The sequence below is a fragment of the Marivita sp. S2033 genome (assembly GCF_046592965.1).
GTDB lineage: Bacteria > Pseudomonadota > Alphaproteobacteria > Rhodobacterales > Rhodobacteraceae > Marivita.
Map to the genome: position 1 here is coordinate 71,005 of NZ_JBISBV010000009.1, position 10,585 is coordinate 81,589.

21 protein-coding genes are annotated in these 10,585 nt (G+C 57.5%); 2 read left to right on the forward strand and 19 right to left on the reverse strand.

Annotated elements, in window-relative coordinates:
* Positions 1-2: 2 nt before the first annotated feature.
* The 7 genes from rpsH to rpmC all read right to left on the reverse strand — a co-directional run bounded on the left by rpsH (position 3) and on the right by rpmC (position 2,491).
* The gene (gene rpsH / locus ACGKZZ_RS14425) at positions 3-395 is read right to left on the reverse strand and encodes a 30S ribosomal protein S8 (protein WP_411224284.1); all 393 of its coding nucleotides are present in this window, start codon (positions 393-395) and stop codon (positions 3-5) included.
* 12 nt (positions 396-407) lie between these two features.
* Entirely contained in the window at positions 408-713 is a 306-nt protein-coding gene (rpsN, locus tag ACGKZZ_RS14430) for a 30S ribosomal protein S14 (protein WP_411224285.1), read from the reverse strand.
* A 13-nt stretch (positions 714-726) separates the two neighbouring features.
* Positions 727-1,287: a 50S ribosomal protein L5 gene (gene rplE, locus ACGKZZ_RS14435; protein ID WP_411224286.1), complete on the reverse strand. Its 561-nt coding sequence runs from the start codon at positions 1,285-1,287 to the stop codon at positions 727-729.
* The gene (gene rplX / locus ACGKZZ_RS14440) at positions 1,280-1,591 is read right to left on the reverse strand and encodes a 50S ribosomal protein L24 (RefSeq protein ID WP_411224287.1); all 312 of its coding nucleotides are present in this window, start codon (positions 1,589-1,591) and stop codon (positions 1,280-1,282) included. Before rplX ends, rplE begins: the two co-directional genes overlap by 8 nt.
* Entirely contained in the window at positions 1,591-1,959 is a 369-nt protein-coding gene (gene rplN / locus ACGKZZ_RS14445; RefSeq protein ID WP_138845646.1) for a 50S ribosomal protein L14, read from the reverse strand. Before rplN ends, rplX begins: the two co-directional genes overlap by 1 nt.
* A 78-nt stretch (positions 1,960-2,037) precedes the next feature.
* The gene (rpsQ, locus tag ACGKZZ_RS14450; protein ID WP_411224288.1) at positions 2,038-2,268 is read right to left on the reverse strand and encodes a 30S ribosomal protein S17; all 231 of its coding nucleotides are present in this window, start codon (positions 2,266-2,268) and stop codon (positions 2,038-2,040) included.
* Between the two features lie 4 nt (positions 2,269-2,272).
* Positions 2,273-2,491: a 50S ribosomal protein L29 gene (gene rpmC / locus ACGKZZ_RS14455; RefSeq protein ID WP_411224289.1), complete on the reverse strand. Its 219-nt coding sequence runs from the start codon at positions 2,489-2,491 to the stop codon at positions 2,273-2,275.
* A 223-nt stretch (positions 2,492-2,714) separates the two neighbouring features.
* On the opposite strand from rpmC, the gene ACGKZZ_RS14460 reads away from it, so the two are divergent.
* A complete protein-coding gene (locus ACGKZZ_RS14460) occupies positions 2,715-3,125 on the forward strand; it encodes a DUF6636 domain-containing protein (RefSeq protein WP_411224290.1) in 411 nt (136 codons plus the stop codon).
* 48 nt (positions 3,126-3,173) lie between these two features.
* Entirely contained in the window at positions 3,174-3,794 is a 621-nt protein-coding gene (locus tag ACGKZZ_RS14465) for a 2OG-Fe(II) oxygenase family protein (protein WP_411224291.1), read from the forward strand.
* Here ACGKZZ_RS14465 and ACGKZZ_RS14470 read toward each other — a convergent pair whose 3' ends face one another.
* The 12 genes from ACGKZZ_RS14470 to ACGKZZ_RS14525 all read right to left on the reverse strand — a co-directional run.
* Positions 3,795-4,154, reverse strand: coding sequence for a type II toxin-antitoxin system death-on-curing family toxin (locus ACGKZZ_RS14470; protein ID WP_411224292.1), 360 nt, complete (start codon positions 4,152-4,154; stop codon positions 3,795-3,797).
* Between the two features lie 359 nt (positions 4,155-4,513).
* Positions 4,514-4,927, reverse strand: a complete 414-nt coding sequence (gene rplP, locus ACGKZZ_RS14475; protein ID WP_411224293.1) for a 50S ribosomal protein L16 — start codon at positions 4,925-4,927, stop codon at positions 4,514-4,516.
* A gap of 13 nt (positions 4,928-4,940) precedes the next feature.
* Positions 4,941-5,648, reverse strand: coding sequence for a 30S ribosomal protein S3 (gene rpsC / locus ACGKZZ_RS14480; RefSeq protein WP_411224294.1), 708 nt, complete (start codon positions 5,646-5,648; stop codon positions 4,941-4,943).
* Entirely contained in the window at positions 5,648-6,028 is a 381-nt protein-coding gene (gene rplV / locus ACGKZZ_RS14485; protein ID WP_411224295.1) for a 50S ribosomal protein L22, read from the reverse strand. The genes rpsC and rplV overlap by 1 nt, the downstream gene beginning before the upstream one ends.
* A gap of 3 nt (positions 6,029-6,031) precedes the next feature.
* On the reverse strand, positions 6,032-6,310 hold the full coding sequence (rpsS, locus tag ACGKZZ_RS14490; RefSeq protein ID WP_347200322.1) for a 30S ribosomal protein S19: 279 nt from the start codon (positions 6,308-6,310) through the stop codon (positions 6,032-6,034).
* Positions 6,311-6,313: 3 nt separating this feature from the next.
* Positions 6,314-7,156, reverse strand: a complete 843-nt coding sequence (rplB, locus tag ACGKZZ_RS14495; protein ID WP_411224296.1) for a 50S ribosomal protein L2 — start codon at positions 7,154-7,156, stop codon at positions 6,314-6,316.
* A 468-nt stretch (positions 7,157-7,624) separates the two neighbouring features.
* A complete protein-coding gene (locus tag ACGKZZ_RS14500) occupies positions 7,625-8,113 on the reverse strand; it encodes a hypothetical protein (RefSeq protein WP_411224297.1) in 489 nt (162 codons plus the stop codon).
* A gap of 193 nt (positions 8,114-8,306) precedes the next feature.
* The gene (locus ACGKZZ_RS14505; RefSeq protein WP_411224298.1) at positions 8,307-8,603 is read right to left on the reverse strand and encodes a 50S ribosomal protein L23; all 297 of its coding nucleotides are present in this window, start codon (positions 8,601-8,603) and stop codon (positions 8,307-8,309) included.
* Positions 8,600-9,217 (reverse strand): 50S ribosomal protein L4, encoded by a 618-nt coding sequence (rplD, locus tag ACGKZZ_RS14510; protein ID WP_411224299.1) that lies wholly within the window; start codon positions 9,215-9,217, stop codon positions 8,600-8,602. Before rplD ends, ACGKZZ_RS14505 begins: the two co-directional genes overlap by 4 nt.
* The gene (rplC, locus tag ACGKZZ_RS14515; protein WP_411224300.1) at positions 9,214-10,056 is read right to left on the reverse strand and encodes a 50S ribosomal protein L3; all 843 of its coding nucleotides are present in this window, start codon (positions 10,054-10,056) and stop codon (positions 9,214-9,216) included. The genes rplD and rplC overlap by 4 nt, the downstream gene beginning before the upstream one ends.
* Positions 10,057-10,068: 12 nt before the next feature.
* On the reverse strand, positions 10,069-10,377 hold the full coding sequence (rpsJ, locus tag ACGKZZ_RS14520; RefSeq protein WP_299787897.1) for a 30S ribosomal protein S10: 309 nt from the start codon (positions 10,375-10,377) through the stop codon (positions 10,069-10,071).
* Positions 10,378-10,495: 118 nt separating this feature from the next.
* A partial coding sequence (locus tag ACGKZZ_RS14525; protein WP_411224304.1) for a hypothetical protein occupies positions 10,496-10,585 on the reverse strand: 90 nt, incomplete at its 5' end.

Genomic DNA, 10,585 nt, shown 5'->3' on the forward strand with positions numbered 1-10,585 from the left:
CCTTAGAAGACCGTGCAAAGTACTTCGCCGCCAACATTCTGGCTGCGGGCACTTGCATCGGTCATGACGCCTTTGGATGTGGAAACGATGGACACGCCCAGGCCCTGACGGACCTGCGGGATATCGTTCACACCCAGATACACGCGGCGACCCGGCTTGGACACGCGCTTGAGTTCGCGGATCACGGGGGTGCCATCGTAGTACTTGAGGCTGATTTCAAACGCGGGGTGGCCGGACGCATCGGTGGTCTCTTCGTACCCCCGAATGTAACCTTCGTCCGCCATAACGTCGAGAACACGCTTGCGCGCCTTGGAGGCGGGCGTGTGCGTTGTGGACTTACCGCGCATCTGAGCGTTGCGGATACGGGTGAGCATATCGCCGATAGGATCGTTCATACTATGCCCTCCTTACCAGCTCGACTTGACCATACCGGGTGCCTTGCCATTGCTGGCAAGTTCGCGAAGCGCGATCCGGCTGACCTTGAGTTTGCGATAATAGGCGTGCGGACGCCCGGTGAGTTGGCAGCGGTTGTGCAGGCGCGACGGCGCGCTGTTCCGCGGCAGTTTGGCAAGCTTGAGGCGCGCTTTGAAACGCTCTTCCATCGGCTTGCCTTCATCGTTTGCGATCTCTTTCAGCTCAGCACGCTTGTCGGCGTATTTCGCCACCAGCTTCTGACGCTTCTTCTCGCGTTCGATCATTGCTTTCTTCGCCATGAATAGGGTCCCCTCAGGCGTTGAATGGCATGTTGAAATGCTTCAACAGCGCCTTGGCTTCCGCGTCGGTATCAGCGGTCGTCGTGATGATGATGTCCAAACCCCAAACCTCATCGACCTTGTCAAAGTCGATCTCGGGGAAGACGATGTGCTCTTTCATGCCCATGGCAAAGTTGCCACGGCCGTCAAACGACGGCTTCACACCGCGGAAGTCGCGGATGCGGGGCATCGCCACAGTGATCAGACGATCAAGAAAATCGTACATCCGATCGCCGCGCAGCGTGACCTTGGCACCAAGAGGCATTTCTTCGCGAACGCGGAAGCCCGCGATGGATTTCTTTGCCTTGGTGGTGACGGCCTGCTGACCAGCAATCTTGGTCAGATCCTCAACTGCGGATTTGGCCTTCTTGCTGTCTTTGACAGCTTCGGCGCCGCAGCCGATGTTCAGCACGATCTTGTCCAGACGCGGGATCATCAAGTCATTCGAGTAGCCGAACTCTTCTTTCATAGCAGGCTTGATCGACTCGTTGAACGCGGTCTTGAGACGCGGGGTATAGGTTGCAGTATCAAGCATCGATCACATCCCCCGTGGTTTTCGCAAAGCGCACCTTCTTGTCGCCTTCGATCTTGAAGCCGACGCGGGTTGGTTTGCCATTCGCATCGACGATCGCAAGATTGCTCAGGTCGATCGGCATCGCCTTGGGAGTGCGACCACCCTGGCTTGTCTGCGACTGACGCACATGGCGGATCGCCATGTTCACACCATCGACCACGGCCTTGCCGGCCTTGGGATCGACAGAGGAGATGGTGCCCGACTTGCCTTTGTCTTTACCGGCAAGCACAACCACCTTGTCACCTTTACGGAGTTTAGCAGCCATTACAGCACCTCCGGAGCAAGCGAGATGATTTTCATGAAGTTCTTGGCGCGCAGCTCGCGCACGACCGGCCCGAAGATACGCGTGCCGATGGGTTCACCTGCGTTGTTCAGGATCACCGCGGCGTTGCGGTCAAAGCGGATGGCTGTGCCGTCTTCACGACGAACTTCTTTGGCGGTGCGCACGACGACGGCCTTACGGACGTCGCCCTTCTTCACGCGACCGCGCGGGATGGCTTCCTTCACGGAAACGACGATGATGTCACCCACCGACGCGTATTTCCGCTTGGACCCACCCAGAACCTTGATGCACTGAACTCGGCGTGCGCCGGAGTTGTCAGCAACATCCAGATTGGTCTGCATCTGGATCATAGTTTGTCTCCCGACGTCCCGAACCGCTCTGACTGAGGCATTGGTTCGGGGGTTTCGTTAAACCTGAAAAGGCATCGCTTACTCGGCGACGACTTCCCAGCGTTTGGTCTTCGATTTCGGCGCACATTCCTGGATACGGACCATGTCACCTACGGCGAATTTCTCGGCCTCATCGTGGGCGCGATATTTCTTCGACTTCCGGATCGTCTTTTGCAGAACCGGGTGCTTGAAGCGGCGCTCGACAGAGACAGTTACGGTCTGGGCGTTGGCTGTCGATGTGACGGTGCCGGAAAGGATACGTTTGGGCATCTGATCAGGCTCCTGTCGTCGCGTCGCTGGCCGCAGCGGCGGCCTTTTGGGTCAGCACGGTTTGCACCCGTGCTACGTTGCGGCGCACCTGACGGATACGCGCGGTGTTCTCAAGCTGGCTCGTGGCCTGCTGAAAGCGGAGGTTGAAGGCCTCTTTCTTCAGCGTGACAAGCTCGTCCCGGAGTTGATCCGGTGTCTTGTCATTCAGTTCCTTGGCGTTCATGCGCCGTTCCTTTCTATCAACATCACCGGCGGGCCCCATCGTTGACGTGGGTCACCCCGATTCCCGGTGGAGGTGGATGAAGTGGCGCGTATAGTCCGGACGACAGAGCGGCGCAACCTCCTTTTCGCGTTCAGCACCGGGCTCTCTCAAAAAGTCCGACACAGAAGGTGTATCACCTGCTAGACTACGGGGCAGTCACGAGTCAAACGGTCCGAGGTTTCCCATGTTGATACGCGTCATTGCTTCATGCTCACTCATCGCCACACCTGCCATCGCCGATGTCTGGAGCTTCAATACACCGTCCGGCAACATAGAATGCACCGTCGGAGAAGGGTTCGAAGGCTCGGACATCGAATGTACCATATTTCAGCGCAGTCAACCCGCCCGTGTCGCGTCGCTCTCCGGTTGCCCGGTCAGCCGAGGGGTGTCGTTTTACATGCGAAACAGAGGTGGTGTCAGTGCAATTTGCGCCGGTCCAGAGGCGCAACCGACCGGCGCGCAGGGCGTGGCTGAATACAATGTCGAAGGTAAATTCGGCGGCTTCACCTGCTATTCGGCCACTTCCGGATTGCAATGCCGCAATGAAGACGGTCACGGCTTCCACCTGTCGCGGGCCAACCAACAGGTGTTTTGAAACGCTCAAGTCTCGCCATGCCGCGCATTGGGGTGTAAGGCAATCGATATGAGCCAAATCAAATCCCTCTTCGTGACCCGCCTCTATCACGCTCCACTCTCCGAGCATGGACCTGCAATCAACGCCGACGAGATGGAGACCTCCTGTCTCACCATCGCCGAAGACGATGAAGCCGGTCAGGAATGGTGCGAGCAGAACGCCTATCCGGGCTACACCTCTTATGCGTCGCTTAGCGACCTGCCCTGGCGCTTTCCGATTTTTGCCGACCTTGTCACGTCGCTCGATTCACATGTCGCGGCGTTTGCCGAGGATCTGGCGTTCGACCTCGATGGGCGCAAGCTGGTGCTGGAGGATCTCTGGATCAACATCCTGCCCGAAGGGGGCTTTCACGCCGCCCATATCCACCCCCATTCGGTGATTTCCGGCACAACCTATGTCGCCATGCCGGAAGGTGCGTCAGCCTTGAAACTCGAAGACCCGCGCCACGCGATGATGATGGCCGCCCCACCCCGCCGCAAGGATGCGCGCGAGGAGATGCGGAACTTCATCTATGTCAAACCAGCGGTCGGCGACGTGCTGCTGTGGGAAAGCTGGATGCGGCATGAGGTGGTGATGAACCAGTCCGAAGACGAGCGGGTGTCGGTGAGTTTCAATTACCGGTGGGAGTAGCTAATCATCGTTGATTACTATTCTCGCCTCAAACCAACGTTCCAGTTCGCCAAATTCCACATTACCTTGTGCGACCTCCACAACAAGGTCGTCGATTCTTTCATCGGCAGGGATATCAAGGAAGTATCCACTTCTTTCGACGAGTAATTCCGTTAGAATCCAGGCAGTTCGTTTGTTCCCATCCACGAAACCGTGATTATTCACGACGCTTTCCAGCAGAGCAGCCGCCTTTGCCCATATTCTATGGTGATAGCCCGAATAAGGGCGAAAAATCGAAGATTCGACAAGGTGCAGGCTCACGATGCCCGCCCTTCCTCCAAACACCAACGCAGCTTCATGTGCGGAGATCGCGTCTGCCAAATTCAGCCTGTAATGTCGCCTAACGATCGGCCAAACGCGCGAGCGCGTCCTTTCTGCGATTGCTCACAGCTTCAACGGTCTTCCGAGTTTTTACTGAGCTTTTGGTAATTTTTGAGCCGCTTTGAACCGATACGAACCGGCCGCTTACAGCGCTTCGCGAAATCACGCCGCCCTTCACTGGCGTTTTGTTAGTCTTTTCGTCAGTCACGTTTGACTCCCTGAACCATCATCTCCTGTCTAGATGCACATTGCCTCGCGACCAATCAAGGTCGACGCATCATAACATGAAAAAACCCCCGGCGCTTTCGCACCGGGGGTTTTTCAAATCTCGTAGGGTGCGTGCTTGCACGCACCGGCCTTTACCAGTCCTCGCGAACTACGACCCGTGTTTTCACCGGCAGTTTCATCGCGGCAAGACGCAGGGCTTCGCGGGCGACATCCTCACCGACACCGTCGATTTCGAACATCACGCGGCCCGGCTTGACCTTGGCGGCCCAGTAATCGACCGAGCCTTTACCTTTACCCATGCGGACTTCGGTAGGCTTGGACGTCACAGGCGTGTCCGGGAAAATCCGGATCCAGACCCGGCCCTGACGCTTCATGTGGCGCGTCATGGCGCGGCGAGCCGCTTCGATCTGGCGTGCAGTCACACGCTCAGGCTCGATTGACTTGAGACCGTAAGTGCCGAAGTTCAGATCGGAGCCGCCTTTGGCTTCTCCCTTGATCCGGCCTTTGAACATCTTGCGGAATTTAGTGCGTTTTGGTTGAAGCATTTGTCATTCCTTCCTAGCGACGGCCACCGGCGCCACGCGGGGCCGGACCATCCTGGAGTTCCTGTGCCTTACGATCCCGCGCCGACGGATCATGATCCATGATCTCGCCTTTGAAGATCCAGACCTTGATGCCGATGATGCCATAAGCGGTTTCCGCTTCGACATTGGCGTAATCGATGTCTGCACGAAGGGTATGAAGCGGCACACGGCCTTCACGATACCATTCGGTCCGCGCAATCTCGGCACCGCCAAGACGGCCCGCGACGTTCACACGGATACCAAGCGCGCCCATGCGCATGGCGTTCTGAACCGCGCGTTTCATCGCACGGCGGAACGACACACGACGCTCGAGCTGCTGGGCGATGTTCTCGCCGACCAGCTGCGCGTCAAGCTCGGGCTTGCGCACTTCAACGATGTTGAGATGCAATTCGCTGTCGGTCATCGCGGCCAGCTTCTTGCGCAGGGTTTCGATGTCTGCGCCTTTCTTGCCGATGATGACGCCGGGGCGTGCGGTGTGGATGGTGACGCGGCACTTCTTGTGCGGACGTTCGATGATGACACGCGCAACACCGGCCTGCTTGCACTCTTCGTGGATGAACGCGCGAATGGCGATGTCTTCCAGCAGAAGGTTGCCGTAGTCCTTGGTGTCTGCGTACCAGCGGCTGTCCCAGGTGCGGTTGACCTGAAGACGCATACCGATCGGGTTGGTTTTGTTACCCATTAGGCTTGCTCCTCGACTTGACGCACCAGGATGGTGATCTCCGAAAACGGCTTCATGATCTTGCCGAACCGGCCACGGGCCCGCGGACGGCCACGCTTCATCACGAGGTTCTTGCCCACATAGGCTTCGGCGACGACCAGTTCGTCAACGTCGAGCCCGTGGTTGTTTTCGGCATTGGCGATGGCCGACTGAAGGCATTTCTTCACGTCAACCGCGATCCGCTTCTTGGAGAAGGTCAGATCGTTGAGCGCCTTGTCGACTTTCTTGCCGCGGATCAGACCGGCGACAAGGTTGAGCTTTTGCGGGCTGGTGCGAAGCATGCGCAGTTTTGCCATTGCTTCGTTGTCTGCCACGCGGCGGGGGTTCTTTTCCTGGCCCATGACTTACTTCCGCTTCGCTTTTTTGTCAGCCGCGTGACCGTAATAGGTCCGAGTTGGCGAGTACTCGCCGAACTTCTGACCGATCATGTCTTCGGTGACGTTCACAGGAACATGTTTATGGCCGTTATACACGCCAAACGTCAGGCCCACGAACTGGGGCAGGATCGTCGAGCGGCGCGACCAGATTTTGATGACTTCGTTGCGGCCGGAATCGCGCGACGCTTCTGCCTTTTTCAAGACATAGGCATCGACGAACGGGCCCTTCCATACAGAGCGCGACATGGTTTACCGCCCCTTCTTCTTGGCGTGACGCGAGCGGATGATCAGCTTTTGCGACGCCTTGTTTTTGTTGCGGGTGCGCTTGCCTTTGGTCGGCTTGCCCCAAGGAGTGACGGGGTGACGACCACCAGAGGTCCGGCCTTCACCACCACCGTGGGGGTGGTCGATCGGGTTCATCACGACACCACGAACGGACGGACGGATGCCCTTGTGGCGCATACGGCCCGCTTTGCCGAAGTTCTGGTTGGAGTTGTCGGGGTTGGACACGGCACCGACGGTGGCCATGCATTCCTGACGGACCAGGCGCAGTTCGCCCGAGCTCAGACGGATCTGCGCGTAGCCACCATCACGACCCACGAATTGGGCATAGGTGCCTGCGGCGCGCGCGATCTGTCCACCCTTTCCGGGCTTCAGCTCGATATTGTGCACGATCGTCCCGATCGGCATCCCCGAGAACGGCATCGCGTTACCGGGCTTCACGTCAGCCTTGGGCGATGCAACGATCCGGTCACCGATGGCAAGACGCTGAGGCGCAAGGATGTAGGCCTGTTCGCCGTCATCATACTGCACCAGAGCGATGAACGCCGTCCGGTTGGGGTCATATTCGATGCGGGCGACAGTCGCGCTCACATCCACTTTGTTTCTTTTAAAATCGACGATCCGGTAAAGGCGTTTTGCCCCACCACCGCGACGGCGCGATGTAATACGTCCGGTGTTGTTCCGGCCACCCGATTTGGTCAAACCCTCAGTAAGGGATTTGACCGGACGGCCTTTCCACAGCTCCGAACGGTCGATCAGCACCAGCCCGCGCTGGCCCGGCGTCGTCGGTTTGTACGACTTGAGTGCCATGCTTTCTGTCTTCCGTTAGCAGATGCGAGGCATGCGCCCCGCTATGTTTGGGCAGGTTTGGCCTGCCTGAGTATAGGGCCCCGAAGGTCCCCGGTTCGTTCGGCGCGCCCAAGAAGCACGCCGGGAGGTGTCGATCCGGTGGTCGCCCGAGAGCGCGCCGAACAGACAACAACGAAGCCCCGGACGAATCCGGGGCTACGCGGTTGGGGGTTACTAGGCGGTGAGGGGTGTGGGGTCAAGGGCCGCAGATTGACTACTAGAGATCAACCGTTTGCCTATGGGTTCCGGCATTACGCGCTGCACTTAACACAGCTGCATTTTCGAGTCGCCTGGCGTAACATCAGCTACCTGATGAATACTTCCCTAAATTTCGATGCATCCTACTGATAACTTTTAACATTTATGATAAAGTTCGATTATTATTTTTGCCTGTCGCGTCAGAACCGTGAATTCATACGAGCAAAAGTCTCACTCATCATCAGCGAAGCACTTAGTAAAATCCAAATTTCGCACATGAAACAATTCGGGGAAATAAACTCCAAGCCGCACGAGAGCATTATCTTGCAGAATGCCAAAGCCAAGACTTTCAACTTCTTTCATTCGATCTTGGCTATTTTCCCAACGTAAGCGGATAGGAAGGAGCTCATCGTGATCCCGAATTTGGATTAAGATGTTGCCTTTGTAAACACGTGCGGCTTCAACGTCGTGAATTGATCCTAGGTTAATGGTCGGCACCAAAACGGGATTTAACTCAATCGGATCACGCTCCAATCGAATATTATGTTTTGAAGGATCGAACGGGTAGTAAAGCCTTAACGAGTTAAGCAACGTCCTACCTACGCCTGGAATTCGCAAAATCTCCCCATCGGAAAAAGATCGAATGTCGTCTAATTCTGATAATCCGTATCTCTGATAGATTTCGGTTATTGCCTTTTCAGCCTTCGATTTATCATCCACATTCCGCTCCATATTTCGAAGTCAGTTTAATTTCTTTGTCAGCGATGAACAAAGCCATGCTCCGGCCAGAATTGGGATCGGAACGCAACATTTAATCGAGAAGACATCTCGGGTGTTTGGAAACAAAAAGCCCCCGGCCATCACTAGCGAGGGGCTTTCTCATTCTCATAGATCGGGCCAAAGCCCGAACCGATCACAGACCCGTGGTCACGTCGATCGTGTTGCCTTCGGCAAGCGTCACGTAGGCTTTCTTCACGTCTTTCCGGCGACCCATGGTCCCCTTGAAACGCTTGGTCTTGCCCTTGGTGATCGTCGTGTTGACCGCCTTGACCGTCACACCGAAGAGCGCCTCGACGGCACTCTTGATCTGAGGTTTGTTGGCGTCGATCGCCACTTCGAAGACCACGGCGCCGTTTTCGGACGCCATTGTGGTTTTCTCGGTGATGATCGGCTTGCGGATCACATCGTAATGTTCTGCTTTCGCGCTCATTTCAAACGAGCCTCCAGTGCTTCGACACCCGCCTTCGTGAGCACGAGCGTGTCACGCTTGAGGATGTCATAGACGTTTGCGCCCATGGACGGGAGCACATCCAGGCCGTCGATATTGGCCGCGGCACGGAGAAAGTTCTCGTTCACCTCGGCACCGTCGATGACCAGTGCGCGCTTCCAACCCAGATCGCGGACCTGCTTGGCCAGCGCGCCGGTTTTGCCATCGGAATCGATGCTGTCGATGATGACCAGCGAGCCCTCTTTGACCTTGGCGGACAAAGCGTGCTTGAGGCCCAGCATACGCACCTTCTTGGGCAGATCATGCGCATGGCTGCGCGGGACCGGACCCTTGTAGATGCCACCACCGCGAAAGATCGGAGCCGAGCGCGCGCCGTGGCGTGCGCCGCCGGTGCCCTTCTGGCGATAGATCTTCTTGGTCGAGTAGCTCACTTCGGACCGTGTCTTGACCTTGTGTGTGCCCTGCTGCGCCTTGTTGCGCTGCCAGCGAACCACACGGTGAATAATGTCCGCGCGCGGCTCGAGCCCGAAGATGTCGTCGCCGAGCTCGACCGACCCGGCCTTGCCGCCGTCGAGTTTGATCACGTCGAGTTTCATTCGTCGCCTTCCTTCTTCTCAGCTTCGATGTCAGCCTCGGCTTCCTTCAGACCCGCTTCTTCCGCTGCGGCCTGCTCGGCTGCTGCGGCTTCTGCTGCTGCGGCTTCCTCGGCTGCTGCCTGAGCTGCGGCTTCCTCGGCCAGACGCTTGGCTTCCTCACCGGCCGACCGCAGCGCGGCGGGCAGGATGATGTTTTCCGGCGTCGGCTTCTTCATGGCGTCCTTGACCGTGACCCATCCGCCCTTGGAGCCGGGAACGGCGCCCTTGACCATGATGATACCCCGATCCGCATCGGTCTTGACGACCTGCAGGTTCTGGGTGGTCACTTTGACAGCGCCCATATGGCCAGCCATCTTCTTGCCTTTGAAGACCTTGCCGGGATCCTGACACTGACCGGTCGAACCATGCGAACGGTGCGAAATCGACACACCGTGCGAGGCCCGCAGACCGCCGAAGTTGTGCCGCTTCATGGCACCGGCAAAACCCTTACCGATCGAGGTGCCGGAGACATCCACGAACTGACCTTCGAAGTAATGGTCGGCCGTGATCTCTTCGCCCACGTTGATCAGGTTTTCGGGTGCCACGCGAAATTCAGCCACTTTACGCTTGGGTTCGACGTTGGCGGCAGAGAAATGCCCACGCATCGCCTTGGAGACGCGCTTTGCCTTGATCGAGCCGGTGCCGAGTTGGACAGCGGAATAGCCATGTTGCTCGGCGGTACGCTGCGCGACCACCTGAAGCTTGTCGAGTTGGAGGACGGTCACGGGAACCTGCTTTCCGTCTTCCAGGAAAAGCCGGGTCATGCCGACTTTCTTTGCGATAATACCAGAGCGCATCATGTGATACTCTCCTTATACCTTGATCTCGACATCCACGCCGGCGGCGAGGTCGAGCTTCATCAGGGCATCCACGGTTTGCGGCGTCGGATCAACGATGTCGAGCAACCGCTTGTGGGTACGGATTTCCCACTGGTCGCGCGATTTCTTGTTGACGTGCGGGCTCCGCAGGACGGTGAACTTCTCAATCTTGTTCGGCAGCGGGATCGGGCCGCGCACTGTGGCGCCCGTCCGCTTGGCAGTGTTGACGATTTCCTGTGTCGACGCGTCGAGCACACGATAGTCAAACGCCTTGAGCCGAATGCGAATATTCTGGCTTTGCATTGATCTTAGCCTTCATTGGCGTTGCGGTTGAGAGGATGAGGCAGGACCACCCTGCCCCTTCATCGAACCGAATACGGGACGGCCTGACGCCGCCCCGCCTTATTCAATTGACCGTCGGTTACGCGACGATTTTCGACACGACGCCGGAGCCGACGGTGCGGCCGCCTTCGCGGATGGCGAAGCGCAGGCCCTCTTCCATCGCGATCGG

Excerpts from the sequence above, each read along its gene's own strand:
- rpsH (WP_411224284.1), bottom strand. The coding sequence starts at position 395 with ATGAACGATCCTATCGGCGATATGCTCACCCGTATCCGCAACGCTCAG.
- rpsJ (WP_299787897.1), bottom strand. The coding sequence starts at position 10,377 with ATGCAAAGCCAGAATATTCGCATTCGGCTCAAGGCGTTTGACTATCGT.
- ACGKZZ_RS14465 (WP_411224291.1), top strand. The coding sequence starts at position 3,174 with ATGAGCCAAATCAAATCCCTCTTCGTGACCCGCCTCTATCACGCTCCA.
- rplV (WP_411224295.1), bottom strand. The coding sequence starts at position 6,028 with ATGGGCCAGGAAAAGAACCCCCGCCGCGTGGCAGACAACGAAGCAATG.
- rplC (WP_411224300.1), bottom strand. The coding sequence starts at position 10,056 with ATGATGCGCTCTGGTATTATCGCAAAGAAAGTCGGCATGACCCGGCTT.
- rpsN (WP_411224285.1), bottom strand. The coding sequence starts at position 713 with ATGGCGAAGAAAGCAATGATCGAACGCGAGAAGAAGCGTCAGAAGCTG.
- rpsQ (WP_411224288.1), bottom strand. The coding sequence starts at position 2,268 with ATGCCCAAACGTATCCTTTCCGGCACCGTCACATCGACAGCCAACGCC.
- rplP (WP_411224293.1), bottom strand. The coding sequence starts at position 4,927 with ATGCTTCAACCAAAACGCACTAAATTCCGCAAGATGTTCAAAGGCCGG.
- ACGKZZ_RS14505 (WP_411224298.1), bottom strand. The coding sequence starts at position 8,603 with ATGAGCGCGAAAGCAGAACATTACGATGTGATCCGCAAGCCGATCATC.
- rpsS (WP_347200322.1), bottom strand. The coding sequence starts at position 6,310 with ATGTCGCGCTCTGTATGGAAGGGCCCGTTCGTCGATGCCTATGTCTTG.
- rplD (WP_411224299.1), bottom strand. The coding sequence starts at position 9,217 with ATGAAACTCGACGTGATCAAACTCGACGGCGGCAAGGCCGGGTCGGTC.
- ACGKZZ_RS14460 (WP_411224290.1), top strand. The coding sequence starts at position 2,715 with ATGTTGATACGCGTCATTGCTTCATGCTCACTCATCGCCACACCTGCC.
- rplB (WP_411224296.1), bottom strand. The coding sequence starts at position 7,156 with ATGGCACTCAAGTCGTACAAACCGACGACGCCGGGCCAGCGCGGGCTG.
- rplX (WP_411224287.1), bottom strand. The coding sequence starts at position 1,591 with ATGGCTGCTAAACTCCGTAAAGGTGACAAGGTGGTTGTGCTTGCCGGT.
- rplN (WP_138845646.1), bottom strand. The coding sequence starts at position 1,959 with ATGATCCAGATGCAGACCAATCTGGATGTTGCTGACAACTCCGGCGCA.
- rpsC (WP_411224294.1), bottom strand. The coding sequence starts at position 5,648 with ATGGGTAACAAAACCAACCCGATCGGTATGCGTCTTCAGGTCAACCGC.
- rplE (WP_411224286.1), bottom strand. The coding sequence starts at position 1,287 with ATGCTTGATACTGCAACCTATACCCCGCGTCTCAAGACCGCGTTCAAC.
- rpmC (WP_411224289.1), bottom strand. The coding sequence starts at position 2,491 with ATGAACGCCAAGGAACTGAATGACAAGACACCGGATCAACTCCGGGAC.